Raw genomic sequence first — 26,444 nt, 5'->3', positions numbered from 1 at the left:
TTGCGACAAACGCAAGCTTTTGGGCAAATCGCGCAAACTTATGGGACCGCGCACGATTGTGCGCGATCCTACATTCGATCAAAAATCGAGATTTTCGACGCTCAGGGCGTTCTGCTGGATGAACTCCCGCCGGGGTTCGACCACGTCACCCATCAGCTTGGTAAAGAGGTCGTCTGCCTCCGCCATGTCGTCGATGGTCACCTGCAATAGCGTGCGCGCGTCCGGATCCAAGGTGGTTTCCCACAGCTGATCGTCGTTCATCTCGCCCAGCCCCTTGTAGCGCTGCAGCGATAGACCTTTTTCCCCCTCTTCGAGAATCGCCTTCAACAGCTCCAGCGGCCCCTGAATCGCCTGCCGCCGATCCTTGCGCTCCAGCATCGCCGTCTGGCCGTAGACCGCCTGCAAGCTCTCGGTGAAAGTGCCTGTCCTGCGGGCCTCGCCGGAACGGAGCATCGGGCCGTCCAGCGTGCGGACTTCTTCAACGCCCCGCAGGATACGCGCGAGACGCACGCCCTTGTCCTGAGTGATCCGGCCCTGCCAGCCACGTTCATATTCCAGCGCCACGAGGTCTAGCCGCGCCGCGACCCGATCCGCGACCCCCTGCAGGTCCGCGTCCACCGCACCGGGCACGAAAGCCCCGGCCACCGCAGCCTGTTCGAGGATGTGACGCGGGTAATGCGTCGGGAAGGAGTCGATGACCCGCTTCAGCTGGCGCGCCTCCTCGACGACACGGATCAAGTCCTGTCCGACGATGACCTCGCCCGACCCAAGCTTCAGATGCGCACCGTCGATGCCCTGCTGCACAAGGTAGTCTTCCAGGGCGGTTTGGTCCTTCAGGTAGACTTCGGATTTGCCGCGCGCGACCTTATAGAGCGGCGGCTGCGCGATGTAGAGGTAGCCGCCTTCGATCAGGGACGGCATCTGGCGGTAGAAGAACGTCAGCAGCAGCGTGCGGATGTGAGCGCCGTCGACGTCGGCGTCCGTCATGATGATTATCTTGTGGTAGCGCAGCTTGTCGATGTTGAACTCGTCCCGGCCGATGCCGGTGCCGAGCGCCATAACCATGTTGCCGATTTCCTGGCTCGACAGCATGCGGTCGAAGCGTGCGCGTTCCACGTTCAGGATCTTGCCGCGGAGAGGCAGGATTGCCTGCGTGCGCCGATCACGGCCCGTCTGGGCGGATCCGCCGGCCGAGTCACCCTCGACAAGGAAGAGTTCGGTCTTGGAGGCGTCTTTTTCCGAGCAATCCTTGAGCTTTGCCGCGTTGAAGGAAACGTCCATCGCCGTCTTGCGCCGCGTCAGTTCGCGGGCCTTGCGGGCCGCCTCGCGGGCCATTGCGGCCTCGACGATCTTGCCGGTGATCTGCCTGGCTTCGTTCGGGTGCTCCTCGAACCATTCGCCGAGCTTCTCGTTGACCATGTTCTCCACCGCCGGACGAACCTCGGAAGAGACCAGTTTGTCCTTTGTCTGGCTGGAGAATTTCGGATCGGGCACCTTCACGGACAGTACCGCCGTCAGTCCCTCGCGGGCATCGTCGCCGGTAAAGGTGATCTTCTCCCGCTTGGCGATGCCGGATTCCTGCGCGTATTTCTGCAACTGGCGCGTCAGCGCACCGCGGAAGCCCGCGAGGTGCGTGCCGCCGTCGCGCTGCGGAATGTTGTTGGTGAAGGGCAGCACGTTCTCGTGGTAGGTGTCGTTCCACCACATGGCGACTTCGACGCCGATGCCGTCCTTCTCGCCATCCATGTAGATGGGTTCCGCCATCACCGACTGCTTTGACCGGTCGAGATATTTGACGAATTCACGCACGCCGCCGTCATAGTGCAGTTCCACGCGCAACGGTTCTGCGGAACGCTCGTCCTCGAGAATGATGCGCACGCCGGAATTCAGGAATGCCAATTCCCGCAGGCGCTTTTCCAGCGTGTGGAAATCGTACTCGAGGTTGGAGAATGTCTCTGTCGAAGCGAGAAAGCGGACCTCCGTCCCCTTTTCTCCCGGCGCATCGCCCACCACGCGCAGGTGCTCGGTGGTCTCGCCATGCTCGAAACGGGCAAAATGCTCCTTGCCGTTGCGCCAGATGCGCAGCTCCAGCCAGACGGACAGCGCGTTCACCACGGAAACGCCCACGCCGTGCAGACCGCCGGAGACCTTGTAGGAATTCTGGTCGAACTTCCCGCCCGCATGCAGCTGGGTCATGATGACCTCGGCGGCGGAAACGCCTTCCTCGGCGTGGATGTCCACCGGGATGCCACGGCCGTTATCGCGCACGGAGACGCTCGAATCCGAGTGGATTTTTACATTCACGTAGTCGGCGTGCTTCGCCAAAGCCTCGTCAATGCCGTTGTCGACGACCTCGTAGACCATGTGATGCAGGCCCGAACCGTCATCGGTGTCGCCGATGTACATGCCTGGACGCTTGCGGACGGCCTCCAAACCCTTGAGAACCTTGATGGAATCAGCGCCATAATCTTGCTTGGCGCTCGGCTGGTCGGACATGCCCATTTCCCTTGTTTTTCTTGTGCGTTTTATAGCCCCAAGCCCGGGGATTGTCACGCGCAAGCCACAAGATTTAGTAGGATCAGCAGGGTTTTGAAACTACCGAGGCGCCAGCCTCGTCGGTGACCACCAAGGCCTGCGCTCGGGTGCCCAGTTCCGCGAACAACTCCGGTCCCGTGCCCGTCATCCATGCCTGAGCACCAAGCGCGGAAATCTCGTCGAAAAGCGCGGCGCGGCGGCCCGCATCGAGGTGCGCGGCTACCTCGTCCAGGAGAAGGATCGGCGGCTCGCCCTCGTCCTGCGACAGCGCCCGCGCGTTGGCGAGGATAAGCGAGATCAGCAGCGCCTTCTGCTCGCCGGTGGAGCATTCCGACGCGGGCACCTCCTTGGCCGCAAAGGTCCCCATCAGATCCGTCCGGTGCGGCCCCACCAGCGTGCGCCCTGCCGCAAGGTCACGAGCACGGCTTTCGCCCAGCGCCGCACGCAGGTCCGTGGCCGTATCGGGCATGCTGCCCTCGGATTGGATCAGCTCCAGCGCGGCGGTGGGGAATGCCGTCTCCGCCCCGGCCTGGGCCTGCATGATCCGCGCCACCGCCGCCCGGCGGTTCAGATGCAATGCCGCGCCGCTTTCGGCCATCTGTGCCTCCAGCGCTGCATACCAATGGGCGTCGCGCACCATGTCCTTGAGCAGGCGATTGCGTTCGCGCATGGCCTTCTCGTAATCCAGCGCCGCCTGAGCGTGATCCGGGAAGAACGACAACGTCATGCGGTCCAGAAACCGCCGCCGCCCCTCTGCGCCTTCTATCCAAAGCCGGTCCATGGCGGGGATCAGCCAGACCGCCCGCGCCAGCCGACCCAGCACCACCTGGCTGGCTGGCTTGTCATCGATCCTGACCTGCCGCGCCGCGCCGCCCTCCGAGGTAAAGGACAGATCGTGCGTACCCGACACCCCCACAAGGTCGCCACGGATCTTCCAACCCAGCGCCTCCGGCCGCCGCGCCATCTCCTGCGCGGAGGCGCGCCGCAGCCCCCGACCCGGCGAGAACAGAGACACCGCCTCGATCAGGTTGGTCTTGCCCGCGCCGTTCGGTCCCCAGATGGCGATCGGGCGGTGATCGACCTCGACCACCGCCCGCTTGTGGGACCGGAAGTGCGACAAGGTGAGCGACGTCAGGTACATGCGCCGCGCCCCCTGTTTCTTCTTGGCATAAATACTCCCGCCGGAAGCGTTCTGTCCGCGATCACACCCGCATCGGCATGACAACGTAGACCGCGGAGGTATCGTCGCCCTCGCGCATCAGCGTCGGGTCGCCGGAGGAGTTGAACAGGAAGACAGCGTTCTCGCGATCTACCTGAGAGGCGATTTCCAGCAGATACTTCGCGTTGAAACCGATTTCCAGCCGCTCGTCGCCGTAGGCTACGGCCAGTTCTTCCTCTGCCGCGCCGCTGTCCGGCGCGTTGACCGAAAGCACCAGCCTGTCCTCATCCAGTGCCAGCTTCACCGCGCGGGAGCGCTCCGACGACACAGTCGCCACGCGGTCCACCGCCTTGGCAAACTCGCTTGCGTCCACTTCCAGCTTGCGCGTGTTGCCCTGCGGAATGACGCGCGTGTAATCGGGGAAGGTGCCGTCGATGACCTTGGAGGTCAGCGTGATGTTGTGCGTGGCAAAGCGGATCTTGGTTTCGGACACGCTGACCGCGATGTCCATGTCGTCCTCGTCGAGGAGCTTGCGCAGCTCGCCCACGGTCTTGCGCGGAACGATCACGCCGGGCATGTCGGCGGCATTATCCGGCAGCGGTGCGTCGATCCGGGCAAGACGATGACCGTCGGTTGCCACGCAGCGCAGTACCTTGGCACCGTCGGAATCGGACACATGCATGTAGACGCCGTTCAGGTAGTACCGCGTCTCCTCGGTGGAGATAGCGAACTTCGACTTGTCGAACAGACGCCGCAGCACCTGCGCCTTGCAGCTGAAGTTCGAGGTGTATTCCGACGACGCCATCACCGGGAAATCTTCCTTCGGCAGCGTCGCGAGATTGAACATCGAGCGGCCCGCCGAGACGGTCAGGCGGCCCGAGCCGGGTTCTTCCGACAGAGCGACCTGCGCGCCGTCGGGCAGCTTGCGAACGATCTCGTGCAGGGTGACGGCGCTGACGGTGGTGCCGCCAGCCTTTTCGACCATGGCCTCCGCGCGGTCGAGCACCTCGATGTCCAGATCGGTGGCGCGGAAGGTGACGGTGTCGCCTTCGGCCTCGATCAGCACGTTGGCGAGGATCGGGATCGTGTTGCGCCGCTCCACGACCGACTGAGCCTGAGCCACCGCCCGCAGAAGCGTCGCCCGTTCCATGCTGATTTTCATTTGCCCTACCCTCTCCGACACTCCGGGACGCGCACGTTAGCGCGGAGCGTCCAGCGCTCCAAGCCGGTTTGCGGTTTTGTTGAATGAATTCCCCAAAGCGTCAAGACTCGTGCGGCGCATATGCCACGCCGCACGCCCTGGTGTTGTGTGAACGTCTCAGGCTTCGAGCGCCCGACGCAGCATTTCGACATCCTCGTCGATCTGCCCGTCCTGCAGGCGCAGTTCCTCGATCCGCCTCACCCCGTGCATCACGGTGGTGTGGTCGCGTCCGCCGAAACGACGGCCGATTTCCGGCAGTGACCGCGAGGTCAGCTGCTTGCAGAGGTACATCGCCACCTGCCGCGGTCGGGCAAAGTTGCGCACCCGCTTCGGCCCGATCATGTCCGACAGACGGATGTTGTAATGTTCGGCCACGCGGCGCTGGATCTCGTCGATCGAGATCTTCCGCTCCGATGCGCGCAGGACGTCGGCCAGAGAGTCCTGCACCAGATCCATGTTGATCGGCTTGCCCACGAGGCTGGCAAAAGCGAACAGACGGGTCAGCGCCCCTTCCAGCACGCGGACATTGGTGGAAATCCGATGCGCGAGGAACTCCAGCACGCCATCGTCGATCTGCAGGCCCGGATGCATCCCGCGGTACCCCTCGACCTTCGACTGCAGAATTCCGAGCCGAAGCTCGTAATCCGTCGGGTGCAGGTCCACCACCAGACCCGACTGAAGTCTGGAGCGGATGCGGTTTTCCAGATCCTTGATCTCGTCCGGCGCCCGATCCGCCGAGATGATGATCTGCTTGTTCTGGTCCACAAGCGCGTTGAACGTGTGGAAGAACTCTTCCTGCGTCGAATCCTTGCCGGCGATGAACTGCACGTCATCGACCATCAGCACGTCGACAGAGCGGAACATCTCCTTGAAGTCCATCATCTTGCGCTCGCGCAGGGCCTGCACGAAGCGGTACATGAACTGTTCCGCCGACAGGTACAGCACGGTGGCGTTGGGGTTGCGCTGCGACAACTCCCAGGCGATGGCGTGCATGAGGTGCGTCTTGCCAAGACCAACACCACCATAGAGGAAGAGCGGGTTGAAGGTCACCGGCCCACCTTCGGCGACGCGACGCGCGGCGGCATGGGCCAGTTCGTTCGGCTTGCCCACCACGAAAGTGTCGAAGGTAAACCGCATGTCGAGCGGCGCGCCCGGCAGCGACTGGTCCTTCGCCGTGGTGGCCGGGGACGCTGGCTCCGCTTCGGCCAGCGGTGCGGGCTTTTGCGTTTCCTGCTTTTCGCGCTTCGGTTCGCTGATCCCGGCCTGAAAATTCAGACGGCGGACTGAGGCGTCCACGGTCGAAATCTGCGCCAGCAGCATGTCACCGAAATTTTGCGACACGTATGTTCCGAAGAAGTTCGTGGGCGCCTGAAGCGTCATGACGCCCTCGTTGGTCATACCACGAAATCGGAGAGGTTCGATCCACGTCTTGTAGTTGTTCTGTCCGATCGTCCTGCAGATCTGCTCTTGGAGGGCGCCCCATTGTTCTTTTGTCATCCGCCAACTGTTCCTCGTTCCGTTCCTTGCACCGTGTGCGCACGGCGGCGTGTCAACAAACACAAGGCACAAAACAGCCGAACTCATACCCCAGAGGGTATAAGCCAGGGCATCAGAGCCCCGGGGTTTCCATGCGTGCGCCGCTGTCCCGACGGCGACACGGATGTTCCACCCGTTTTGTGTTTGGACATGGCCAGGGTCTCCCCTGTCGCTTGTCGAGGATACCCGCAGTATCCCGACAAGCAGTTCCTGTTGCTCTGAGCAGAGCACCGGAACCGGCAGCCTTGTCCCCCCAAGTGTACGATGTGACTCGCCTGGTGAAATTACCAACCATCCACAGGAAGCGGCAACTGAACTTCGATATTGACTCGAGGATTCCCGGAAAAGAATCTCAGGCCCCGATTTTGGCCCTGCAAACCTTTGAAAAAACAAAAGGGCACCACGGTATGTGGTGCCCTTTCGCAACGTCGAAGCATCTTGTGATCGATCCCGTCAGGGGGCCTGTTTGCACCCCCGGAACGACCAAGAATCGGGCGTCTTACGCCGTGGCCAGCGCCTTCACGCGGGCGGACAGACGGGAGACTTTCCGCGATGCGGTGTTCTTGTGGTAGACGCCTTTGGTCACACCACGCATGATTTCCGGCTGGGCGGCCTGCAGGGCTGCCTGCGCGGCGGTCTGGTCACCGGATGCGATAGCTTCTTCGACCTTGCGCAGGTGGGTGCGGATGCGCGAACGACGGGCCTTGTTGACCGCGTAACGCTTCTCTGCCTGACGGGCGCGTTTTTTGGACTGGGGCGTATTTGCCATGATGATCGTTCCTTCTGGTCGCCGCCTTCCCGGTTTCGGGTGCGGCGGTATCGGTTCAAAACTGGTATGCGCGGCGAATGCCGTTTGCAGACCCGAACTGAACTCACGGGACCGATTCTTGCCTGAGCGGGCATCACGCGCATGTATGACCGGCGCCTATATAGCACCGTCGACCGCCGGGCAAGGCGTTTCCGCCCGGCACTGCCCGGAAGCCTCATTTTGGCCATGCACAAACCATGCGCATGGCATGCGGATCAACGGTCCCGGAACTGGGCCGAGCGTTTCTCCATGAAGGCGGCCATGCCTTCGTTCTGATCTTCGGTGTTGAACAGCGCGTGAAAGGCGCGGCGTTCCGACAAGAGGCCCTGGCTCAGGGTCATCTCGTAGGCGACGTTCACCTGTTCCTTTGCCACCACGGTGGAGATCATCGACTTTTCGGCAATCTTGTCGGCGGCGGCGCGGGCCTCTTCCATCAGGCTCTTGGCAGGGACTACGCGGGACACCAGCCCCGAACGCTCAGCCTCTTCGGCATCCATGAAACGCCCGGTGAGCACCATGTCCATCGCCTTCGACTTCCCGATGAAGCGGGTCAGGCGCTGAGTGCCGCCGAGGCCGGGAATGACGCCGAGGTTGATCTCGGGCTGTCCGAACTTGGCGGTATCCGCGGCAATGATGAAATCGCACATCATCGCCAGTTCGCAACCGCCGCCAAGGGCGTAGCCCGAAACGGCAGCGATGATCGGCTTGCGGGTCGCCGTGATGGCGTTGCTCTCCGAGCCGAAGAAATCCGACATCAGCATGTCGACGTAGCTTTTTTCCGACATCTCCTTGATGTCCGCACCGGCGGCAAAAGCCTTCTGCGAGCCGGTGATGATGATGCAGCGGACCTTGTCGTTCCTGTCGGCCTCCGCAAGCGCCTGGCTCAGCTCGCCCAAAAGGTGCGAGTTCAGAGCGTTCAGCGCGTCGGGGCGATTGAGTTTCAAGGTGGCGACGTGGTCTTCTACTTCGACGATGATCGTCTCATAGGCCATGGGCTTTGGGCTCCGTCCGGTTCCGTCAAGGGGAAAGCCTTAACATTTCGCTCGGACCGATCAAGCCTAGTTTTGGCAAGTCGGGCAATAGAACGACGACCGCCCCGACTGCACCACCCGACGGATGACCGAAGGGCAGTCCGGCGTGCGGCAGGCGTCTCCTTCGCGGCCGTAGACATCGAAATTGTGCTGGAAATATCCAAGTTCCCCATCGGCTTGGCGGAAATCCTTGAGGCTGGAGCCCCCCGCCTCAATCGCCTCCTCCAAGACCTGTCGGATGATGGGGACGAGGGCCGCGATTCGCGGTGCGGAGATGTTGCGCGTTCGCCGCACCGGAGAGATGCCGGCACGGAAGAGCGCCTCGCAAACGTATATGTTGCCCAGCCCGGCGACGATCTTCTGATCCAGAAGCGCGGATTTTATCGGCGTGTTGCGCGGTTTGAGCGCGGCGACCAGATGAGATTCGGTGAACCCGTTGCCCAGCGGCTCCGGCCCGATCTGCGCCAGCAGCGGGTGCAGGTCGGCGGTGGCGGTGGGCAGCAGGTCCATGGCGCCAAAGCGTCGCGGGTCATTGAAGGTGATGCGCGCGCCGTTACCCATGTCGAGCACGACGTGATCGTGCTTTTCCGGCGCGGGGTGGTTGTGCACGAACTGCCCCAGCGGATCGCCGGAAACCAGCATCCGCCCCGACATGCCGAGGTGGATCAGCAACGTCTCGCCAGTATCCAGATCACAGAGGATGTATTTCGACCGGCGGCGCAATTGCAGAACACCCGCGCCGGTGAGCCGTTCGGCCATGCGGTCCGGAAAAGGCCAGCGCAGGTCCGGGCGGTTGACCTGTGTGCGGGCGATCACTGCGCCCTCCATCGCGGGGGCGAGGCCGCGGCGCACTGTCTCGACTTCGGGCAATTCGGGCATTCACACGGTCCTTGCGATTGTCACTGTGCTGCAGCGCCCTATAAGAAGGCACCAAACGGTACGGACACAAGTCCCCGCCGGGTCACAAGGGGCGAAGATGACGCAAGACTCTGGGAAGACGACGCATTTCGGGTTCACCGAGGTCCCTGAGGGGGAAAAGGCGGGGCGCGTTCAGGGTGTCTTTACCTCTGTGGCGTCTAAATACGACGTGATGAACGACGCCATGTCCTTCGGCATTCACCGCGTCTGGAAGGACGCGATGATGGACTGGCTGGCACCGCGCCCGGGCCAGAGGCTGCTGGACGTGGCCGGGGGAACGGGGGACATTTCGTTTCGGTTTCTGAAACGGGCGGGCACCGGCCACTCCACCGTTCTGGACATTACCGAATCGATGCTGGTCGAAGGCCGCAAGCGTGCTGAAGCGGCGTCGATGGCGGACAACCTCGACTGGGTGGTGGGCGACGCAATGAAATTGCCCTTTGCGGACAATACCTTCGATGTCTACACGATCTCCTTCGGCATCCGGAACGTGACCCGCCCGCAGGAGGCCTTGAACGAGGCCTACCGCGTGTTGAAGCCCGGAGGCCGCCTGATGGTGCTGGAGTTCAGCCAGATCCCCAACGACATGATGCAGAAGGCCTACGACCTGTATTCCTTCAACATCATACCGAAGATGGGTCAGGTGATTGCCGGAGATCACGATTCCTACCAGTACCTTGTTGAAAGCATTCGCAGGTTTCCAGATCAGGAAACCTTTCTCGGGATGGTGCGTGAGGCCGGGTTCGACAACGCGAAGTACCGCAATCTGACCATGGGCGTGGCCTGTCTGCACTCGGGCTGGAAACTTTGAGGGGTCCGCACAACATCTGGAGGTTGATCCGCACCGGCGCGACCTTTGAAAGAACCGGCGCGATGCATGTCGTGCTGGACGCCTTCGACACGCCCGCCCCACTGCGCATGGCAGCGCGGGTGCTGGCGTGGCCGTTCACCTTTTTGGGCGAACGCGGCGACCCCGGCCTGCCCCCGGCTGTGCGTGCCCTGCAGGTTCTGGGTCCGGCCTACATCAAGTTCGGCCAGATCCTGTCGACGCGGCCCGACGTCGTGGGCGAGGACATGGCGCAGGAGCTGCGCGTGCTGCAGGACAAGCTGCCTCCTTTCTCCGTCGAAGAAGCAAAGCGGCAGGTCGAGGCCGAGCTGGGCCAGCCGGTGGACGAAGTGTTTTCCGAGTTCAGCGATCCGGTGGCGGCGGCGTCCATCGCACAGGTGCACCGCGCGCGACTGCGCGAGACCGGCGAAGAGGTCGCCGTGAAGGTGCTGCGCCCCGGCATCGAACGCGCGTTCCGAAAGGACATCGACGCCTTCTGGTTCGCCGCCGCAACGATTGAAAACCTCTCCCCCGCATCGCGCCGCCTGCACCCGCGTGACGTGATTGCCCACTTCGAAGGCGTCGTGATGGGCGAACTGGACCTGCGTCTGGAGGCGGCAGCGGCGAGCGAATTCGCTGCGAACACGGTCTCCGACTCTGGATTTCAGCTGCCGCGGGTCAACTGGGGCCTGTCCGGGCGGCGCGTCATGGTGATGAGCTGGGCCGAGGGCGTGCCGCTGGGTGACAACGCCGGGCTGGATGCTGCCGGTCACGACCGCAAGGCTCTGTCCGAGCGCGTGCTGCAACTCTTCCTGAACCACGCACTGCGCGATGGATTTTTCCATGCCGACATGCATCAGGGCAATCTGAAGGTAGCTGCGAACGGCGACATCATCGCATATGATTTCGGCATCATGGGCCACATCGACGAATACACGCGCCGGGTCTACGCCGAGATTCTCTTTGGTTTCATTCGTCGCGATTACAAGCGCGTGGCTGAGGTGCATTTCGAGGCGGGCTATGTCCCCGCCGACCGTGATCCCGATGAATTCGCCCGCGCGCTCCGGGCGGTGGGCGAACCGATTTTCGGCATGGACGCCACGCGGATCTCAATGGGGAAGCTGCTGGCCTATCTCTTCGAGGTGACGGAACGCTTTGGCATGGAAACGCGGACGGAACTGATCCTGTTGCAGCGTACCATGGTAGTGGTCGAGGGCGTGGCACGCTCGCTTGATCCACGCATGAATATCTGGAAGGTCGCGCAGCCTGTTGTCGAGGACTACATAAAGCAGTCGATCGGCCCGCGCGCCGCAGCCTCTGACCTATGGAAGACGGCGATGGTCATGGCACGCTTTGGCCCGCGCTTGCCGAAACTGGTGGAAGCGGCCCTGATCCGTCAGGCGCAGCCCGTGGAAACGGTAAAACCCGGCCGCTGGCGGGGCCGGGTCCTGTGGGGGTTGCTGGGTCTCGGGGTGGGTGCCGCGGCCACGGCCTTGGTCGGCGCGCTGGTCTAAGGTCAGCCCGCCGCGCGCAGACCGTCGACCATGTCCGAGCTCAGTTCCGATCCATCCGACATGCGGACCACCACGGTGCCGTCGTCGTTGCGCACTTCGGATATCATGCTGTAAACCTGCGACAGCGTGGTGGCGAGCCTCTGACCGTCCTTGTAACTTTCGGTTTCAAAACGGTAGTTTCCGGCCGGAAGTGCATTCCCGTCGCCATCGCGCCCGCCCCAGACGACCGTATCCTCGCCAACGGTGATGTCGAAGCGCTGCACCTCCATCCCGCTGGCGTTGCGCACCACGAGCTGGGCTGCGGTAGCCCCCTGTTCATAATCCGGACGGATCGTGACCGGATTGCCCGTAAACGCGGCCGGCGCACGCACCAGCCCCTCCATCCCGATCCAGCGGCTCATTTCGTTCAGGGCATTGCCGCCGAGCGTGGACGAAATGTTGCGTAGCAGATCGTTGGTCTGTACCTGCTGTTCAACCGAGGAGAAGGTCGCCAGTTGGGTGGCATACTCCGTCGAATCGATTGGGTTCAGAGGGTCCTGATTCTGCACCTGAACGGTGAGCATTTTGAGGAATGTCTCGAAATCCGAACTGAGGACGGCGCGGTCCTGCTTGGGGGCTGTGGTCGCCTGCGGTGTGGTGTTGCTGCTATAAAGCGGCTGAACGGAAGAAGTCTCAACCATGGGTAATCCTCATATCCTGATGTCTAGGCCGTTTGGATCGGACCAAGCGGGCGCGGCCTCGGGCGGCAAGTCGGGGTCGGCGGGGAGAGGGACGTCAGCCAGGCCGGGCTGATCGCCGCCGCCCTCTTGGCCGTCGCCAAAGGAAAAACCCGCGCCCTCGTATCCGGCGTCTCCGAGATGGCGCGCGAGTTCATCGATGTTGCGCCGCAGAAGGTCGAGCGTCTCCGGCCGGTCGGCCTGAATATGGACGGTGAGCCCATGTTCCCCCTGATGCAGGATCATGCGAACGCGGCCGAGTTCTTCCGGCGAGAGCCGCAGTTCGACCGTACCTTCGTGAAGGCGGGCCATGCCCTCGGCCATCTGGCGTGCCACGGCAGCGCCGTCGGTCCGTGCCGCAGAGATCAGCGGAACGGATTGGCCCGGCAGTGCGCCCGTCGCTTGGGAGCGCCCTGACACGAAGAACTCGCCATCCACTCCCTGCTCAAGAGCCGGATCGGCTGTATCATCCGTCTCGAGCGGATCGCCCGGGAGGAGGCCATAGTTTGCGTCGGCCGCCATCGGGGAACGCGCTGCCCGCGGCAATGCTGCGATAGGCAGAGCCGCCGCTGACGAACCGGCGGGCGGCGGACCGGGCACACTATCGACCGCCCCCTGCGCAGTGGGCCTTTCGAATCTCTCGTGACCGCCCCGGTCCCAACTTTCTGCCGGGATCATGGAGACTGCCCGACCCGCGCGGGAGGAAGCGAAAGCAGGGTAAGCCGCCGCTTGGCTCCCTGTGGCGGCTTGCGGGCTGGACGATGACGACGCAGACGCCCTGACCTCGTCCAACTCTGAGGACGAAGCGGCCTCAGTTCCCGCGTATCGAACCTGCATCTGCGACGCTGGCGGTCGCGAGGGCGATTCGAGCGGCGCGGCCCCCCTCTGGCGACCCAGGCCTTCGGGGAATGCACCACCGCCAAAAATGCGCGGGTGATCCGGCGCGCGCGCGCCATGAAGATCCACGCTTGCCGGGCCGCCGAACGCGGTCCCCCGTGTGCCGACTTCCCTTTCGCTCGACGGCTGCGCTGCCAATTCTTGGTCGGAAAGCTGTGGCCGTGCCCCAAAATACCCAGGCCCGGGCGCGGCTTGGCCGGTGGCCTCGATTGCGCTTGGCGAAGGAAAGGTCCGTTGTGCCCCGCCAAGAGTACGGGCTTTAAATATAGGGAGATTTCCTGGCCGCACCTGCGTCATCCCCGAATCGGTGATCGATCCCGGCAATGGTGTGGTTACTGTGGCCCCGTCCGGAAGCGTGGTGGAACCGGACGGCACCAGTCTACCGGCGCCCGGCGAAACGCTTTGTGTCGCATGGGCCGTCGAAACGCCGCGAGAGCTGTTACCCACATCGGGACCCGACATGTTTGCGTGCAGGTCGGACAAGCCAACACCACCCGGCGCGATGATCCCGGGCAACCGCGCTCGTGGAGCGGTATTCAGGCGGGAATCCGGAATTCCTCGCTGATCTGTAATGGGGATCCGGTCACTCGACGATTTTCCCGGCATTTCATCCCGCAATGGATCACCCTCTGGCCAATGCATGCCATCAGGATTGGCACCTCCTGTCAGATGCGAATTACCCCCGGAGAAAAGATGTGCGGCGCCAGCGGCGAGGGTCCGAGACGACCCTTGCGATGCAGCCGCGGCATCCCCCGAATACTGACCGGCTATTGTGGCTGCCGCGACTGGGACCGCGGGTTGCCCCTTGCCCACGGACCAGCGCACGGTGTCGGAAGCATACTCCGGCGGATGCTGTCCCGGCCAGTCCGCCCGAGCCGACCCTCGGCTTTCAGTACCGCGACCGGTCAGCAGAGGAGAGGCCTGCGCCGACCCCAGTTCCGCATTGCCCGAATCCACTGCCCTCCGAGACACACCCGGCGGGGGTAGGCGGGGCAACACGGAATGATCCGGCGCGACATTTCCAGCCCCGGGAATACCGGAGCGGTTTTTTGAATATACCAGAGAGGCCCCGGCATCCTGCATTGAGGCCCATTCCTCGTCCAGATCCAGCGCGCCCTCTTCGGGTGCGAGACCGATAAGAACATCGTCTTGTTCATAAGTATTAATCGCGTCGGTCTCGTCAGTCGCCACGACGGCTTCTGCTTCGGACTGAAGGGGAGTGCGGTCGCCTTGGGTCTCTTCCCCCTGCCCCTGCGTGCCGCCGCGCGCTTCCACCTCGGCAAACACCTCCGCGAATTCTTCGGACCGCGTTTCTGAGCCGGTCTGGGCTGCGCTGTGAATCCTGGGTCCGAAACCCAGCAGGCTTGTCAATTGGTTCAGCATGATCGCTCCGGGAATTCTTCCTCGCCGGAACGCTATGCGAACATCCTTACCAGTTCTTTACTGGGCGTCAGGCAATACGAGAGAGATGAGTCGAATTGGAGAAAAACATCATGGAATTGCCATCCATAAGCCCGGACGCCGCTTCACCGCGCGGAAGATTATCCGCTGAACAGCAGGAAAAGAAGCTCCGCGCGGCCGCGATGGAGCTGGAGGCCAACTTCCTCGCCGAAATGCTGAAGGCGGCAGGGGTCGGCAAACCCCCCGAGACTTTCGGCGGCGGTGCGGGAGAGGATCAGTTCGCGTCCCTGATGCGACTGGAACAGGCTCGCGAACTGTCCGCAAGCGGCGGTATCGGGCTTGCGGAGTCGATCTACCACGCACTGAAGGAGAAAATTGATGGATAATCAAGTCATTGCTTGCAAGCTCGCAGCGCTTGTGGAGGCCGAGCGGGCTGCGCTTTTGGCAGGGGATTTCGAGCGGATCAGCGCCCTGATCGCCGAGAAGCAAGCGCTCGTGGCCGAGCTTCGCGACACGCCCGACGCGGCGTCGATTCTCGCGCCACTGCGCGAGGGCTTGCGCCGCAACCAGGAGCTTTTCGATCAGGCGCTTGCCGGAATACGAAATGTTGCCGCCCGCCTCGGCGACCTGCGCCGGACTCGCAAGTCTACCGTTACCTATGACCGTCAGGGTCGGAAACTGAGCATCGATGCGCCGGAAATCCGGACGCTGGAGAAGCGCGCCTGAGATTTACATCAAATCCGCTCGACCGGGGGAAGGCAAATTAGCGGAGCATTAGGATTCAAGCGCGAAGTTGGCGGCGCACCTGAAACGGGTGGCGCAGGCCGGAAAAAAGCTCGGGCTGTAATCGTCAGAAAGACGTCAGAGATGCCGTTCGCGGCAAATGCAACCGGCGCAAAGCGCTTTTGAACAGCAAGGACAAAACATGTCTAGCATCCTGACGAATAATGGCGCCATGGTGGCGCTACAGACGCTGAAGACGATCAACTCTCGTCTCTCGGCAACGCAGGAACAAATCTCGACCGGCAAACGCGTTTCCTCATCGAAGGACAACGCCGCCGTCTGGGCGATCTCGAAGGTGATGGAAGCCGACGTAAAGGGCTTCAAGGGGATATCCGACAGTCTCAACCTCGGCCAGTCCACAGTTTCGGTGGCACGTCAGGCTGCGGAGACGGTTTCCGAACTGTTGACCGACATCAAGGGAAAGATCGTTTCGGCGCAGGAGGAGAACGTCGACCGCGACAAGATCCAGGCCGACATCGCCGCACTGCGCGATCAGATCGCAGCCGTCGTCGGCGCGGCGCAGTTCAACGGCCTGAATCTGCTGTCGAACACCTCGTTGACCGTCGGATCCGGTATGATCAACATCCTGTCATCGCTCGACCGGTCGGGTGAGGGGGTTACCGCTTCAGATATTTCGGTGGCCAAGCAGGATCTCGGCACGGGCGCCTCCTCCATCGGAGGAGCCCTGACGTCTCTGACTGGCGCAACCAACAACGTGACAGGCGACGGCGACGGCGTCGCTTTCCTCATGACCGGCGCCGCGACACCGCCGACAGGCACCACGACCTTCGGCACCTCCGCCACACAGACCGTTGTCGCGGGCACAGCGTTCTCCATCGCCATCACGGCCTCGGCAGGCGGCGGTCTGACGAACACGACCGATCGCAATGATATTTCTTTTGTGGCGCGTGACGGCGAAACCATGGCAGAAGTAGTGGCTGGTCTGGCGTCTTCGTTCAACGCCTACGCAGCAGATGCATTGGGCGCGAACGTGGGCACCGTGGCTGCAGTGTCGAGCGGGAACACCATTGTCTTCACCGGCCATGACAGCGCCGGTCCGAACTTCTCTTACACGATCAACCAGTATGCCACCGATGCCACTACGGAGATCGGCGGAAAACTGAGTGGGCTGTCCGACATTGATGTGACGACGCAGGCCGGAGCCGATGCGGCGCTGGCCTCGATCGAGGGGCTGATCCAGATCGCGATCGACTCGGCCTCGGCCTTCGGTTCGGCACAGGGGCGCATCGAAACGCAAACCGATTTTATTGCAGGTCTGACGGACGCCCTGAAATCGGGCATCGGTACGCTGATCGACGCCGATATGGAGGAGGCCTCTGCAAGGCTTCAGGCGCTTCAGGTCCAGCAGCAGCTGGGTGTTCAGGCGCTCTCCATCGCGAACCAGGCACCGCAGTCTCTGCTGTCGCTGTTCCAGTAACCGGGATGACGGAGGTCGGCCAGCCGGCCTCCGTTCCTTACAATCCTTGACCCTCTAGATCAGAAGGCTCTCAGGTGAACGCACAAACTCAAGCGCTTCGGGCATATGCCCAGAATGCACGCACAACCCAAACGCCGCGCGGTACCGAATACGAACTGATCGCAAAGGTGACTCATCGCATCAAGGCCGCCGCCGAGGCAGGCCCGATGGCCTACCCCAAACTCGTCGAAGCCCTGTCGGACAACCAGCGTCTCTGGACTGCGTTGGCCGTCGACGTGGCCGATGACCGCAACGCCCTGCCACAGGAGCTACGCGCCCGGATCTTTTATCTCGCGGAGTTCGTTCAGCAGCAGACCTCAAAAGTTCTGACACGCAAGGGTCGAATCACGCCCCTGCTGGAAATCAACGCCGCGATCCTGAAAGGCTTGAGCGGCCGGAGGACAAACAGATGAGCGGATTGGTACTGAAACTGGGTCCGCGAGAGCGAGTCCTGATCAACGGAGCAGTCATTGAGAACGGTGACAAACGCAGCCGCCTTTCTATCGTGACTCCAAACGCCAACGTGCTGCGGCTGCGCGATGCGATCCACCCGGACGAGGCACGCACCCCGGTCCGCCGCCTTTGCTACACAGCACAGCTGATCCTGACGGGCGACGCCCGGCCGGAGGAGGCTCGCGCCCAGCTCCTGCCGCGGATCGAGGAGCTCAGTCACATCCTCGTGGATCCCGACAGTCGGCGGCTCCTGACCCAGGCCACGGACGCTCTGCTGGGCGACCAGTTCTACCAGTGCCTGAAGGCCTTGCGCGCCCTGATCCCGCGCGAGGACCGGCTGCTTGCCGCAGGAGCGAAGTAATGCCGATCACGCCGATGATTGCCGGTTCTGGCCTGATTGGCTATCAGGTACTTCAGACGACGCTGACCTCGCAACAGAAAGCGTTCAACGCGAGCGCAGACGTCGCGCGGGACGCCAAGTATTTTCTGGAGAACATCGGCTCCGTCTCCTCCGGCGACGAACTGGTCGAAAACCGCAGCCTGCTTCGGGTGGCGCTATCTGCCTTCGGCTTGAGCGACCAGATCGACAGCACCTACCTGCTCAAGCGCGTGCTGTCGGAAGGCGTCGAGGATGACAAGGCCCTGGCCAACAAGTTGAACGACGGGCGTTACGTGGCGCTGGCCAACGCGTTCAACTTTGAGGAAACCGTTGCATACCCTTTTCAGGAGGACGGCTTTGCCGACACCGTACTCGCGGCCTATGACAAGAAGATACGCAGCGACCTTCAGGGCCTTCTGGCCGAGCCGGAGTATAGCGGCAACCCCATCGCCTCCGCCGCCCTGGAAACATCTGTTCTAGACGCGCTGGAGATTACATCGCAGCACTTCCGGGACAATATCGGCTCGGTCGGCTCGGTCGACGACCTCTTCTCTGATCCAGACCTGTTGAAGGTTGCCCTCGGTGCGTTTGGCGTCGAGGATCGCATCAACAGCAAAACCCTCTTGAAACGCGTTTTTTCCGAAGGCGCAGACGATCCGGATGCCCTCGCCAACGTCCTGAAGGACAAGGGGCTGATCGCCATGACAAAGGCCTTTGGTTTCAACACGGAACCTAGTACCGCGCTCCAAGCGGAAAACTTTGCCGAGAAAATCATCGACAACTACCAGTGGCAGTTGTTCGAAGATGCGATCTACGAGATCGATCCGACTATCGGCACCGCCATGAGCTTTCAACGGGCAGCGCCAGCGCTCGCCGGTCTGGACAGTTCAGAGAACACGAAGTGGTTCAACGTACTTGGCGATTCCATGATGCGGGAGGTGTTCGAGAAGGCGCTCGGCCTGCCTGCGGGCTTCAGTCAAATCGACATCGACAAACAGCTTGAAGTCCTTAAGGAAAAGGCCGAAAGCCGATTCGGAATAGCCAGTTTCTCGGACCTCGAGGACGAAAAAGTGCAGAACAAGGTGATCTTCGGCTATCTCCTGCAGGCCGAGATCGCCAACAACGCCAGTTATGGTTCGCAACAGATCGCACTTACTCTGCTTTCGTCCATGAGGCAGCAGAACCAGAACGCATGACGCCCCGCTCAGCGTACTTGCAGGCCGGGGCGCCCTCTCGGGACCGGAGGTCGGCGCGCGGGTGCGGCGCTGGCGCGGCGCAAGAGTAATTCGAGCCGCTGGAAGGCGTGTTCCGGCCCGATCGGCGACGGTTCTGCGAGAAAGGAATCGAGTTCCGCCCAGATGCGCATAGCCTGGTCCAGAACAGCGTCCTCACCCTCCCGATACAGACCCGCACGGACCATCGTTTCCGACCTCGCATAAGCACCCAAGAGCTGACGAACGCGCTGGATGATTTCGTTCTCCTGCTCGCCGGCCACTTCCGGCAGGCTGCGGGAAACGGAGCGCAGGAGGTCTATTGCCGGAAAACGACCACGCTCTGCAATTTGTCGGTCCAGAACCACGTGTCCATCGAGAACGCCACGCAGGATGTCGGCAATGGGCTCCTCCATGTCCGAACCCGCAACCAGAACGCTGAACACCGCCGTGATGTCGCCGGCTCCTTCGATCCCACAGCCCGCGCGTTCAGCCAGCCGCATGATCTGATGTGCGACCGAGGGCGGGTGCCCGCGGAGCGCCGGTAGTTCGCCCGAAGCGATGGCCACTTCGCGATGCGCTTCGGCGAAACGGGTGATCGAATCAGCGAGGAAGAGCACGTGTTTCCCCTGGTCACGGAAATGCTCCGCAATGGTCATCGCGGCCAGGGGACAGCGCCTGCGTTCCAGGGGGGAGCGATCCGAGGTGGCGGCTACAACTACACTTCGGGCCATACCTTCCGGCCCGAGCACTTCTGTCACGAAATCAAGAACTTCCCGACCCCTTTCTCCCACGAGGGCCAAAACGACCACATCAGCGTCCATGCCCTGCGCGAGCTTCGCCAATAGCCGCGATTTTCCGACCCCGGACCCGGCGAAAAGGCCGATTCTCTGACCCTGCGCAATGGGCAGCAGTGTGTCGAAAACCGCGAGGCCCGTCGACAGCCGCGCCCCGAGTCGGCGTCGCGCTGCCGCCGGCGGCGGGCTGGCCCGGAACGGCCTGCGCTTGTTTCCGGGTCCCAATGGAGCGCCGTCCAACGGTCGCCCGTAGGCATCGATCACCCGCCCGATCCAACTATCGCAGGGAGCCAGCGTCGGCGCACCCAGAACCGCCACGCGGTCGCCGCGCGATACGCCTTCGGCAACCTCGTCGGGCAGCATGGCCACGAGATCGTCCCGGATGCGCAGCACCTCCCCGCCAAGCGTGTTGCCGCCGTGGTACAGCTGCACCCGGTCGCCTATACTGGCGCTTTCCGCGAGCCCGCGCACCCAGATTGTCGTGCCATCGACGGACACGACCCGCCCAACGGCGCGTACTGGTTGCATCTGGGCAATCCGGGCTCTCAGGCCCGTGATCTCGTTTTCCATCGTACGCTCCATTCAGGGTCCGCAAACCGTTTCTAAAGGAATCGCAGTTAAGCCTTGGTTGAAGCAATCGAGGGAGAAGCCCCGATGTTCCAGAATCTGGACGTCTTCAGAACGGCGATGGCCATGGCCCGGCACGCGGGCCTGCAACAGGCAATGAGTGCGCAGAATATCGCGAACGCGGATACACCCGGTTACCGCGCAAAGGCGGTGCCGGAATTCACTTCGACGCTGCGCCCGTCGATGATGGGTCAGCGGGCCACGCGGGAGGAACATCTTAACGGGTCCCGCCCCGGCGATGTCGACATCTCCGAACGCGACGCCGCGGTTGATCCGAACGGGAACACCGTCTCACTCGAGGAGGAAATGGTCTTTGCCGTAGAGGCAAAGCGGCATCACGACCGCGCGCTGGCGATCTACCGAAGCAACCTGAGCATCCTCCGCACCAGCCTTGGCCGCAGATAACAGGAGCCAGACATGAGCGCTTTTTCCGATGCCCTTTCCGTCACCGCCAGTGGATTGCGCAGTCAGGCAGCGCGCCTGCGCGTGACCGCCGAGAATATCGCCAACGTCGATACCCCCGGATACCACCGCAAGTTGATGCCATTCGAGACCACCGCCGGAAGCAACGGCCTTGCCAGGGTGGCACCCGGCGAAGTGTCGCTGAGCCAGGAACCACTGGAGGAAATCTACGATCCCTCGAACCCGCTGGCTGATGAAACGGGCGTCTATCAGGGCACCAATGTGGACCTGATGATCGAAATCGCCGACGCGCGCGAAGCGCAGCGATCCTATGAAGCCAACCTGAAGATGTTCGATCAGACCCGGCAGATGTCGTCGGCGCTGCTCGATCTTCTGCGAAGATAATCCCACCCCCCAACCCGGTGAAAGGAGACCAGAATGGACGTCCGTTCGCTTTATGCCGCTCAGAAATACGCGGCTTCGAAACCGGCCATGCAGCCGAACCCGGCCGAAGCCACGCCGCTGGAGACAGAATTCTCCCGCGTGACGCAGGACTTCGTCGAACAGATGCGCGGCGCAGAACAGGTCACGCAAGAGTCGATGACCGGCGATGCCGACCCGCACGCGCTGGTCGAAGCGCTGGCCCAGTCCGAACTGGCTGTCGAAACAGTCGTTGCCGTACGCGACAAGGTGGTCGAAGCCTACCAGGAAATCCTGAGGATGCCGGTCTGAAGATGCTGACCGAAACCGTCTTCTTCGACACGCTTCGGATGGGGCTCTGGGTGGCGGCTGTCACTTCGATCCCCATCCTCTCTGCCGCGCTGATCGCCGGCGTGGGGATCGGCCTGTTGCAGGCGTTGACCTCGATTCAGGAAATGACCCTGACCTTCGTGCCGAAGCTGCTGGCCATCGTGGCCGTCTTCTGGATGTCGATGAGCTTCATGACGAACACGCTCGTGGGGTTTTTCCAGGACCACATCATTCCCATCATCACCGGAGGCTGACATGGAAACCGCCGGCTACACGGCCATCGCGCGCCAGTCCAGTCTGCTGCGCGAAATGCAGGTCATTGCCAACAACATCGCCAACGCGAACACGACCGGCTTCCGACAGGAAGGCATCCTGTTCTCGGAATACATCACGCAGGGTGACGACGTTGCCTCTGTCTCCATGGCGCAGGGACGGGTGCATCGCACGTCGTTTGCCCAGGGTACGCTGGAGATGACTGGCGGCACCTTTGACATCGCTATCGAGGGCGACGGGTTCTTCCTGATCGGCACGCCGAACGGCGAACGGCTGACGCGTGCCGGGGCCTTTGTCCCGAGCGCGGAGGGCACGCTGGTCACGTCCGACGGCAACCCCGTGCTGGATGCCGGGGGCGCGCCGGTTTTCGTTCCGCCCAATACTGCGGATCTGGCCATCGCGCAGGACGGAACCATCAGCACCGGCGGCCGCCCCATCGGGCAGATCGGCGTCGTGCAGCCCAACGACGTGCAGGAGATGGTCCGCGAGGGTGCACAGCTGTTCGAGGCAAAAACCGGCTACGTCCCGGTGGAAAATCCGCGGGTCAAGCAGGGCTTTACCGAGGCTTCCAACGTCGACCCGATCCTTCAGATGGCCCGCATGGTCGAGGTGCAGCGCGCCTACGAACTGGGGCAGAGCTTCGCGGAACGCGAAGATCAACGGATCAGAGACGCCATGAAGGCATTCATCAAGTAGGAGCACTACAATGCGCGCACTGAAGATTGCCGCCACCGGCATGAGCGCCCAGCAAATGCGGGTCGAGGTCATTTCCCACAACCTCTCCAACATGTCGACCACCGCCTACAATGCCCGCCGGGCGGAGTTCGCCGACCTGCATTATCAACAGGTTGCGCGCGCCGGGACGGTGAACGCCTCGAACGGAGCGGTGCTGCCGACAGGTGTGCAGCTGGGCCTTGGCGTGCGACCGGCCTCTGTGTCGGTGATCCTGTCGCAGGGTTCGCTTTCGGCGACTGGCGGCGACCTGGACGTGGCTATCGAGGGCAATGGCTATCTCGAGGTGACGCTGCCCTCTGGGCAGACCGCTTATACCAGAGACGGCGGCCTCAAACGTACCGGTGACGGGCTGATCGTCACTTCGGACGGCCATCCGGTCGCCCCGGATATCACCATTCCCGACGATGCCCGCAGCATTTCGATCAATGCCGATGGTGAGGTCTACGCCTACTTCAACGGCAACGCGCAGGCCCAGCTTCTGGGGCAGTTCACCCTGTCCGGTTTCACCAATGCGCGGGGGCTGGAAGCCATCGGGTCGAACCTCTACGTGGAAACGGAGGCTTCCGGCCCGGCGATCCAGTCGACGCCCGGCCTCGATGGGTTGGGGACGATCCGGCAGGGCTATCTCGAGGACAGTTCGGTCGATGCGGTCAAGGAAATCACCGACCTGATCGAGGCACAGCGTGGCTACGAGCTGAATTCGAAGGTCATCTCCGCCGCCGACCAGATGCTTGGCGCGACCACGCAGGTGCGGTGATGCGCCTCGCTCTCCTTCTTATAGGCTGCGCCGTCCCTGCCCTCGCCGACACCGTGGTGGCGACGCGACCGCTCCGGCCGCAGCAGATCATCACGGCGGAGGCGGTCCAACTGGACGGCGCCGTGGTGCCCGGCGCCTATACCGCGCTCGATCAGGTCATAGGGCAGGAAGCGCAATACGCCGTCTACCCTGGCCGCCCGTTGATGATCGGCGCGGTGGGGGAACCGGCCCTGATCGACCGCAACCAGCTGGTCGAGCTGGTCTACACACACGGCGGCCTGCGGATCATCACCGAGGGGCGCGCGCTCGGGCGGGGTGCCGCGGGCGACCGCATCCGCGTCATGAACACAAGCTCGAGGACGGCGGTCTTCGGGACCATCTCCGAAAACGGCACCATCCTGGTGGCGAAATGAGGCCAGACATGCAGCGTTCCCTTCTTCTGATCGGCGCCTTTGCCAGCCTGACAGCCTGTGGGCGGCTCAACCATATCGGGAAGGAGCCGGACTTTACCCCGCAGACCGAAAGCGAGGAACGCGTGGCCATGGTAGCCTCCGGCATCGCCACCGTGCAGCCCGTCGCCCGCGCGAGTGATCGCGCGTCGCTCTGGGCCGCTGGCCAGACCTCCCTTCTGGGGGACCGGCGGGCGATGAAACGCGGCGACATCCTTACCGTCGTGATCGAAATAAGCGACAGCGCCGAGATGAAAGCCACCAGTTCGCGCTCTCGCGGAGGGAGTGAATCGCTGGCCATTCCGGACCTCTTCGGCATTCCCGAGCGTGTCAATCAGGGTCTGACGGACGGCGCCAGCCTCGACAGTGCCGTGGATTTGAACAGCGCCGCCTCTTCGAACGGGGACGGCTCTGTCAAACGCAGCGAGAAACTGACCCTGCGCGTTGCCGCGACGGTGGTCGACGTGCTTCCGAACGGGGTACTCGCTATCGAGGGTAGCCAGGAAGTGCGCGTGAACTTCGAACTGCGCGAGCTCCTGGTCTCTGGCTACGTCCGGCCGGAGGACATCTCGCGCCAGAACGAGATCACTTATGACAAGATCGCCTCGGCCCGGATTTCATACGGCGGACGCGGCCATATCAGCGACGTTCAGCAGCCGCGCATCGGGCAGCAGATCCTTGACGTCGTCCTGCCATTCTGAGGGGGTCGCATGATCAAGAAAATTCTTCCCATCCTGCTGGCCGTGGTCGGCACAGGCGCCGGGATCGGGGCCGGGATCATGATGAAACCGGCCCCGCCCCCGGCGGAGGAACACGCCGCGATCGACTGCGCCGCTCCGACCGGAGAGGTCGAACACACCGTGGCCGATGCCGACACCGGGGGCGACGGCGAACCGGCACCCGCCCAGCAGGAATACGTGAAGATGAGCAACCAGTTCATCATCCCGGTCATGTCCGAGGAGCGGGTAAAGGCGCTGGTGGTCGCGTCGCTCAGCCTCGAGGTCAGGATCGGCGTGACGGAAGTCGTCTATGCGCGCGAACCCAAACTGCGCGATGTCCTGCTACAGGTGATGTTCGACCACGCCAATATCGGTGGCTTCGAAGGCTCCTTCACCAATGCCGACCGCATGGGCCCGCTGCGTCGTTCCCTGCTTGAGGCCGCCCGCTCCGTGCTGGGAGGCGACGTGATCGATGTTCTGATCACCGAAATCGCCCGCCAGGACACCTGACCCCATCATCCCGAAACGTCATCGGACCGCGGTACCCGAGGGCATCGCGGGCCTTTCACGTGACTAACAATCGTCCCGCTCCAGCGCCCGGCGCAGTTGACCCAGTTCGTCGATCCGGTCCGCGTCGGCCAACGCCAGCTTCCGAATGCGTGCCTTGCGCTCCTTCTCGACAAGCTCCTCAGTGGCCTGGCTCCGGGAAAAAGCCAGCCGGGCCCGGGCCAGCGTTTCCTGTTCGTGGGCGCGAGCCAGCGCGGCGCGGCGTAGGATCTCGGCCCTCTTGCGCACCATCCAACCCTGCCAGAGTGTGTCCGCCCCCAGTATTTGCCGCGCCGTGATCGCACCGGCATCGGCCTGAGCCGCTTCCCGCATGGCGTCCATCTGCGCAAGCTCACCCGCGATGCGACGGCTGTGGTCGAGGCTCTGACGATGCGCGTCAAGCTCGCGTTCGAGCAGGATTTTCGTGACGGAGGCGAGTTCGGAATATCGGGTCAACGCAGGATGCTCCTGCGGGCCTTCGCCCGCATGCTGTCGGCGAACCGGATCGCCGCCGCGACGGCGCGGTAGTGGTCGGTGGCGATCTCGTCGCCGATCTCTGTGGTGGCAAAGAGCGCCCGCGCGGTGGGCGGATCGGAGTGGATCGGTACGTTTGCGTCGGACGCGACTTCGCGGATGCGCAAGGCCACGTGGTCTGTGCCCTTCGCGACACAGATTGGCGCGCTCCCTGGCATGCGGCTCCATTTCAACGCAACGGCATAATGCGTCGGGTTGACGATCACCACGTCGGCATCGGGCACGTCCTTCATCATGTGGCTCAACGCAAGTTCCTGCGCCCGCATCCGGCGATGGCCCTTCATGTGCGGATCGCCTTCGGATTCCTTCATCTCATCTCGTGTTTCCTTTTGCGACATGCGGTTTTTGCGAATGTGCTCTGCCCGCTGCCAGAACGCGTCGAGGCCACCGATCACCATGGCGATCAGTACGACCACGAAAAGGAAACGCAGCATGAGGTCGGTCATCAGCAGGATAGCCTCGCCCGGGGAGCCGTGAATCGTGCCGGTGATTGCATCGAGCTGCCTGCGCAGGAAGAAGCCGAGCAGGGTCGAATAGACCGTGAGCTTGACGAAGCTCTTGAAGAACTCGAAGAGGCCGCGCCGGCCGAACTTGTTCTTGGCGTTCTCGATGGGATTGATGCGCGATATCTTCGGCTGCAGCTTGGAGGCGGTGAAGGTGAAGCCGCGGAAAGCGAAAAGCGTGAGCATCACGAATGCTCCCGGGACCAGAAGCAGCGGCAGGACGGGGACCAGCGCCGCAAGGATCAGGGGGCCGGCGGGTGCGACAGGCCCGTTACCAAAGAACATTTCGAGAAGGCGATCGGGTTGCTCCAGCAGGGGCAGGAGGCTGTCACCAAGCTTCATCAGGCTGTAGCCACCCGCCGACACGCCACAAACGAGCAGCCCGAGGTACGCCATGGCAGTGTTCATATCCCCGGCACGGGCGATTTCGCCCTTCTGCCGCGCCTGATCCAGCTTTCGCTGCGATGGTTCGTGGCTCTTTTCGCTGCTGTCGTCGTCCTGCGCCAT

The 26,444-nt window shown here is 62.8% G+C and carries 29 protein-coding genes; 17 read left to right on the top strand and 12 right to left on the bottom strand.

The window, feature by feature from the left end:
• Positions 1-78: 78 nt before the first annotated feature.
• The 7 genes from gyrB to mutM all read right to left on the bottom strand — a co-directional run bounded on the left by gyrB (position 79) and on the right by mutM (position 9,149).
• Positions 79-2,496, bottom strand: coding sequence for a DNA topoisomerase (ATP-hydrolyzing) subunit B (gene gyrB, locus J5474_RS12785; RefSeq protein ID WP_209361298.1), 2,418 nt, complete (start codon positions 2,494-2,496; stop codon positions 79-81).
• Between the two features lie 82 nt (positions 2,497-2,578).
• Entirely contained in the window at positions 2,579-3,676 is a 1,098-nt protein-coding gene (gene recF, locus J5474_RS12780) for a DNA replication/repair protein RecF (protein WP_209361297.1), read from the bottom strand.
• 61 nt (positions 3,677-3,737) lie between these two features.
• A complete protein-coding gene (gene dnaN, locus J5474_RS12775) occupies positions 3,738-4,856 on the bottom strand; it encodes a DNA polymerase III subunit beta (protein WP_209361296.1) in 1,119 nt (372 codons plus the stop codon).
• Between the two features lie 156 nt (positions 4,857-5,012).
• A complete protein-coding gene (gene dnaA, locus J5474_RS12770) occupies positions 5,013-6,392 on the bottom strand; it encodes a chromosomal replication initiator protein DnaA (protein ID WP_209361295.1) in 1,380 nt (459 codons plus the stop codon).
• A 538-nt stretch (positions 6,393-6,930) separates the two neighbouring features.
• The gene (gene rpsT / locus J5474_RS12765) at positions 6,931-7,200 is read right to left on the bottom strand and encodes a 30S ribosomal protein S20 (RefSeq protein WP_209361294.1); all 270 of its coding nucleotides are present in this window, start codon (positions 7,198-7,200) and stop codon (positions 6,931-6,933) included.
• 254 nt (positions 7,201-7,454) lie between these two features.
• Positions 7,455-8,231, bottom strand: a complete 777-nt coding sequence (locus J5474_RS12760) for an enoyl-CoA hydratase (RefSeq protein WP_209361293.1) — start codon at positions 8,229-8,231, stop codon at positions 7,455-7,457.
• Positions 8,232-8,297: 66 nt separating this feature from the next.
• On the bottom strand, positions 8,298-9,149 hold the full coding sequence (gene mutM, locus J5474_RS12755) for a bifunctional DNA-formamidopyrimidine glycosylase/DNA-(apurinic or apyrimidinic site) lyase (protein WP_209361292.1): 852 nt from the start codon (positions 9,147-9,149) through the stop codon (positions 8,298-8,300).
• 97 nt (positions 9,150-9,246) lie between these two features.
• Between mutM and ubiE the strand changes: the two genes are divergently transcribed.
• Positions 9,247-9,999, top strand: a complete 753-nt coding sequence (gene ubiE, locus J5474_RS12750) for a bifunctional demethylmenaquinone methyltransferase/2-methoxy-6-polyprenyl-1,4-benzoquinol methylase UbiE (protein ID WP_209361291.1) — start codon at positions 9,247-9,249, stop codon at positions 9,997-9,999.
• On the top strand, positions 9,996-11,528 hold the full coding sequence (ubiB, locus tag J5474_RS12745) for a 2-polyprenylphenol 6-hydroxylase (protein ID WP_209361290.1): 1,533 nt from the start codon (positions 9,996-9,998) through the stop codon (positions 11,526-11,528). Before ubiE ends, ubiB begins: the two co-directional genes overlap by 4 nt.
• Positions 11,529-11,530: 2 nt before the next feature.
• Here ubiB and J5474_RS12740 read toward each other — a convergent pair whose 3' ends face one another.
• Positions 11,531-12,208: a flagellar hook capping FlgD N-terminal domain-containing protein gene (locus J5474_RS12740; RefSeq protein WP_209361289.1), complete on the bottom strand. Its 678-nt coding sequence runs from the start codon at positions 12,206-12,208 to the stop codon at positions 11,531-11,533.
• A gap of 9 nt (positions 12,209-12,217) precedes the next feature.
• Positions 12,218-12,766: a flagellar hook-length control protein FliK gene (locus J5474_RS12735; protein WP_209361288.1), complete on the bottom strand. Its 549-nt coding sequence runs from the start codon at positions 12,764-12,766 to the stop codon at positions 12,218-12,220.
• 1,868 nt (positions 12,767-14,634) lie between these two features.
• On the opposite strand from J5474_RS12735, the gene J5474_RS12730 reads away from it, so the two are divergent.
• From J5474_RS12730 to J5474_RS12705, 6 genes are all read left to right on the top strand, one after another.
• Positions 14,635-14,928 (top strand): rod-binding protein, encoded by a 294-nt coding sequence (locus tag J5474_RS12730; protein WP_209361287.1) that lies wholly within the window; start codon positions 14,635-14,637, stop codon positions 14,926-14,928.
• Positions 14,921-15,268: a flagellar protein FlgN gene (locus J5474_RS12725; RefSeq protein ID WP_209361286.1), complete on the top strand. Its 348-nt coding sequence runs from the start codon at positions 14,921-14,923 to the stop codon at positions 15,266-15,268. The genes J5474_RS12730 and J5474_RS12725 overlap by 8 nt, the downstream gene beginning before the upstream one ends.
• Before the next feature lie 199 nt (positions 15,269-15,467).
• On the top strand, positions 15,468-16,763 hold the full coding sequence (locus J5474_RS12720; RefSeq protein WP_209361285.1) for a flagellin: 1,296 nt from the start codon (positions 15,468-15,470) through the stop codon (positions 16,761-16,763).
• Positions 16,764-16,837: 74 nt separating this feature from the next.
• Complete coding sequence (gene flaF / locus J5474_RS12715; RefSeq protein WP_209361284.1) at positions 16,838-17,215, top strand: flagellar biosynthesis regulator FlaF; 378 nt, start codon at positions 16,838-16,840, stop codon at positions 17,213-17,215.
• Positions 17,212-17,616: a flagellar biosynthesis repressor FlbT gene (gene flbT, locus J5474_RS12710; protein ID WP_209361283.1), complete on the top strand. Its 405-nt coding sequence runs from the start codon at positions 17,212-17,214 to the stop codon at positions 17,614-17,616. Before flaF ends, flbT begins: the two co-directional genes overlap by 4 nt.
• Positions 17,616-18,830 carry a DUF1217 domain-containing protein gene (locus J5474_RS12705; RefSeq protein ID WP_245216419.1) on the top strand — a complete coding sequence of 405 codons (1,215 nt, stop codon included), beginning with the start codon at positions 17,616-17,618 and terminating at the stop codon, positions 18,828-18,830. Before flbT ends, J5474_RS12705 begins: the two co-directional genes overlap by 1 nt.
• A gap of 8 nt (positions 18,831-18,838) precedes the next feature.
• Here J5474_RS12705 and J5474_RS12700 read toward each other — a convergent pair whose 3' ends face one another.
• Entirely contained in the window at positions 18,839-20,212 is a 1,374-nt protein-coding gene (locus tag J5474_RS12700; RefSeq protein ID WP_209361282.1) for a FliI/YscN family ATPase, read from the bottom strand.
• An 84-nt stretch (positions 20,213-20,296) separates the two neighbouring features.
• On the opposite strand from J5474_RS12700, the gene J5474_RS12695 reads away from it, so the two are divergent.
• Genes J5474_RS12695 through J5474_RS12655 form a run of 9 tightly spaced genes read left to right on the top strand, consistent with a single transcriptional unit; the run spans position 20,297 to position 24,864 of the window.
• Positions 20,297-20,674 (top strand): FlgB family protein, encoded by a 378-nt coding sequence (locus J5474_RS12695; protein WP_209361281.1) that lies wholly within the window; start codon positions 20,297-20,299, stop codon positions 20,672-20,674.
• A 12-nt stretch (positions 20,675-20,686) separates the two neighbouring features.
• On the top strand, positions 20,687-21,076 hold the full coding sequence (flgC, locus tag J5474_RS12690) for a flagellar basal body rod protein FlgC (protein WP_209361280.1): 390 nt from the start codon (positions 20,687-20,689) through the stop codon (positions 21,074-21,076).
• Positions 21,077-21,109: 33 nt separating this feature from the next.
• Positions 21,110-21,403, top strand: a complete 294-nt coding sequence (gene fliE / locus J5474_RS12685) for a flagellar hook-basal body complex protein FliE (protein ID WP_209361279.1) — start codon at positions 21,110-21,112, stop codon at positions 21,401-21,403.
• Between the two features lie 2 nt (positions 21,404-21,405).
• Positions 21,406-21,675 (top strand): flagellar biosynthetic protein FliQ, encoded by a 270-nt coding sequence (locus J5474_RS12680; protein ID WP_209361278.1) that lies wholly within the window; start codon positions 21,406-21,408, stop codon positions 21,673-21,675.
• A 1-nt stretch (position 21,676) separates the two neighbouring features.
• Positions 21,677-22,390 (top strand): flagellar hook-basal body complex protein, encoded by a 714-nt coding sequence (locus J5474_RS12675; RefSeq protein ID WP_209361277.1) that lies wholly within the window; start codon positions 21,677-21,679, stop codon positions 22,388-22,390.
• A gap of 10 nt (positions 22,391-22,400) precedes the next feature.
• The gene (flgG, locus tag J5474_RS12670; protein WP_209361276.1) at positions 22,401-23,186 is read left to right on the top strand and encodes a flagellar basal-body rod protein FlgG; all 786 of its coding nucleotides are present in this window, start codon (positions 22,401-22,403) and stop codon (positions 23,184-23,186) included.
• Positions 23,186-23,599 carry a flagellar basal body P-ring formation chaperone FlgA gene (flgA, locus tag J5474_RS12665; RefSeq protein ID WP_209361275.1) on the top strand — a complete coding sequence of 138 codons (414 nt, stop codon included), beginning with the start codon at positions 23,186-23,188 and terminating at the stop codon, positions 23,597-23,599. The genes flgG and flgA overlap by 1 nt, the downstream gene beginning before the upstream one ends.
• Positions 23,600-23,607: 8 nt before the next feature.
• Positions 23,608-24,336 carry a flagellar basal body L-ring protein FlgH gene (gene flgH, locus J5474_RS12660; RefSeq protein ID WP_245216417.1) on the top strand — a complete coding sequence of 243 codons (729 nt, stop codon included), beginning with the start codon at positions 23,608-23,610 and terminating at the stop codon, positions 24,334-24,336.
• 9 nt (positions 24,337-24,345) lie between these two features.
• The gene (locus J5474_RS12655) at positions 24,346-24,864 is read left to right on the top strand and encodes a flagellar basal body-associated FliL family protein (RefSeq protein WP_209361273.1); all 519 of its coding nucleotides are present in this window, start codon (positions 24,346-24,348) and stop codon (positions 24,862-24,864) included.
• 63 nt (positions 24,865-24,927) lie between these two features.
• On the opposite strand, the gene J5474_RS12650 is transcribed toward J5474_RS12655, so the two are convergent.
• Positions 24,928-25,356 carry a hypothetical protein gene (locus J5474_RS12650; RefSeq protein ID WP_209361272.1) on the bottom strand — a complete coding sequence of 143 codons (429 nt, stop codon included), beginning with the start codon at positions 25,354-25,356 and terminating at the stop codon, positions 24,928-24,930.
• Positions 25,353-26,444: a flagellar type III secretion system protein FlhB gene (gene flhB, locus J5474_RS12645; protein WP_209361271.1), complete on the bottom strand. Its 1,092-nt coding sequence runs from the start codon at positions 26,442-26,444 to the stop codon at positions 25,353-25,355. The genes J5474_RS12650 and flhB overlap by 4 nt, the downstream gene beginning before the upstream one ends.

The sequence above is a fragment of the Sagittula salina genome (genome assembly GCF_017813235.1).
GTDB classification, from domain to species: Bacteria; Pseudomonadota; Alphaproteobacteria; order Rhodobacterales; family Rhodobacteraceae; genus Sagittula; species Sagittula salina.
Note: the sequence above shows the minus strand (reverse complement) of the source record. Positions and strands in the feature narration are given on the sequence as shown.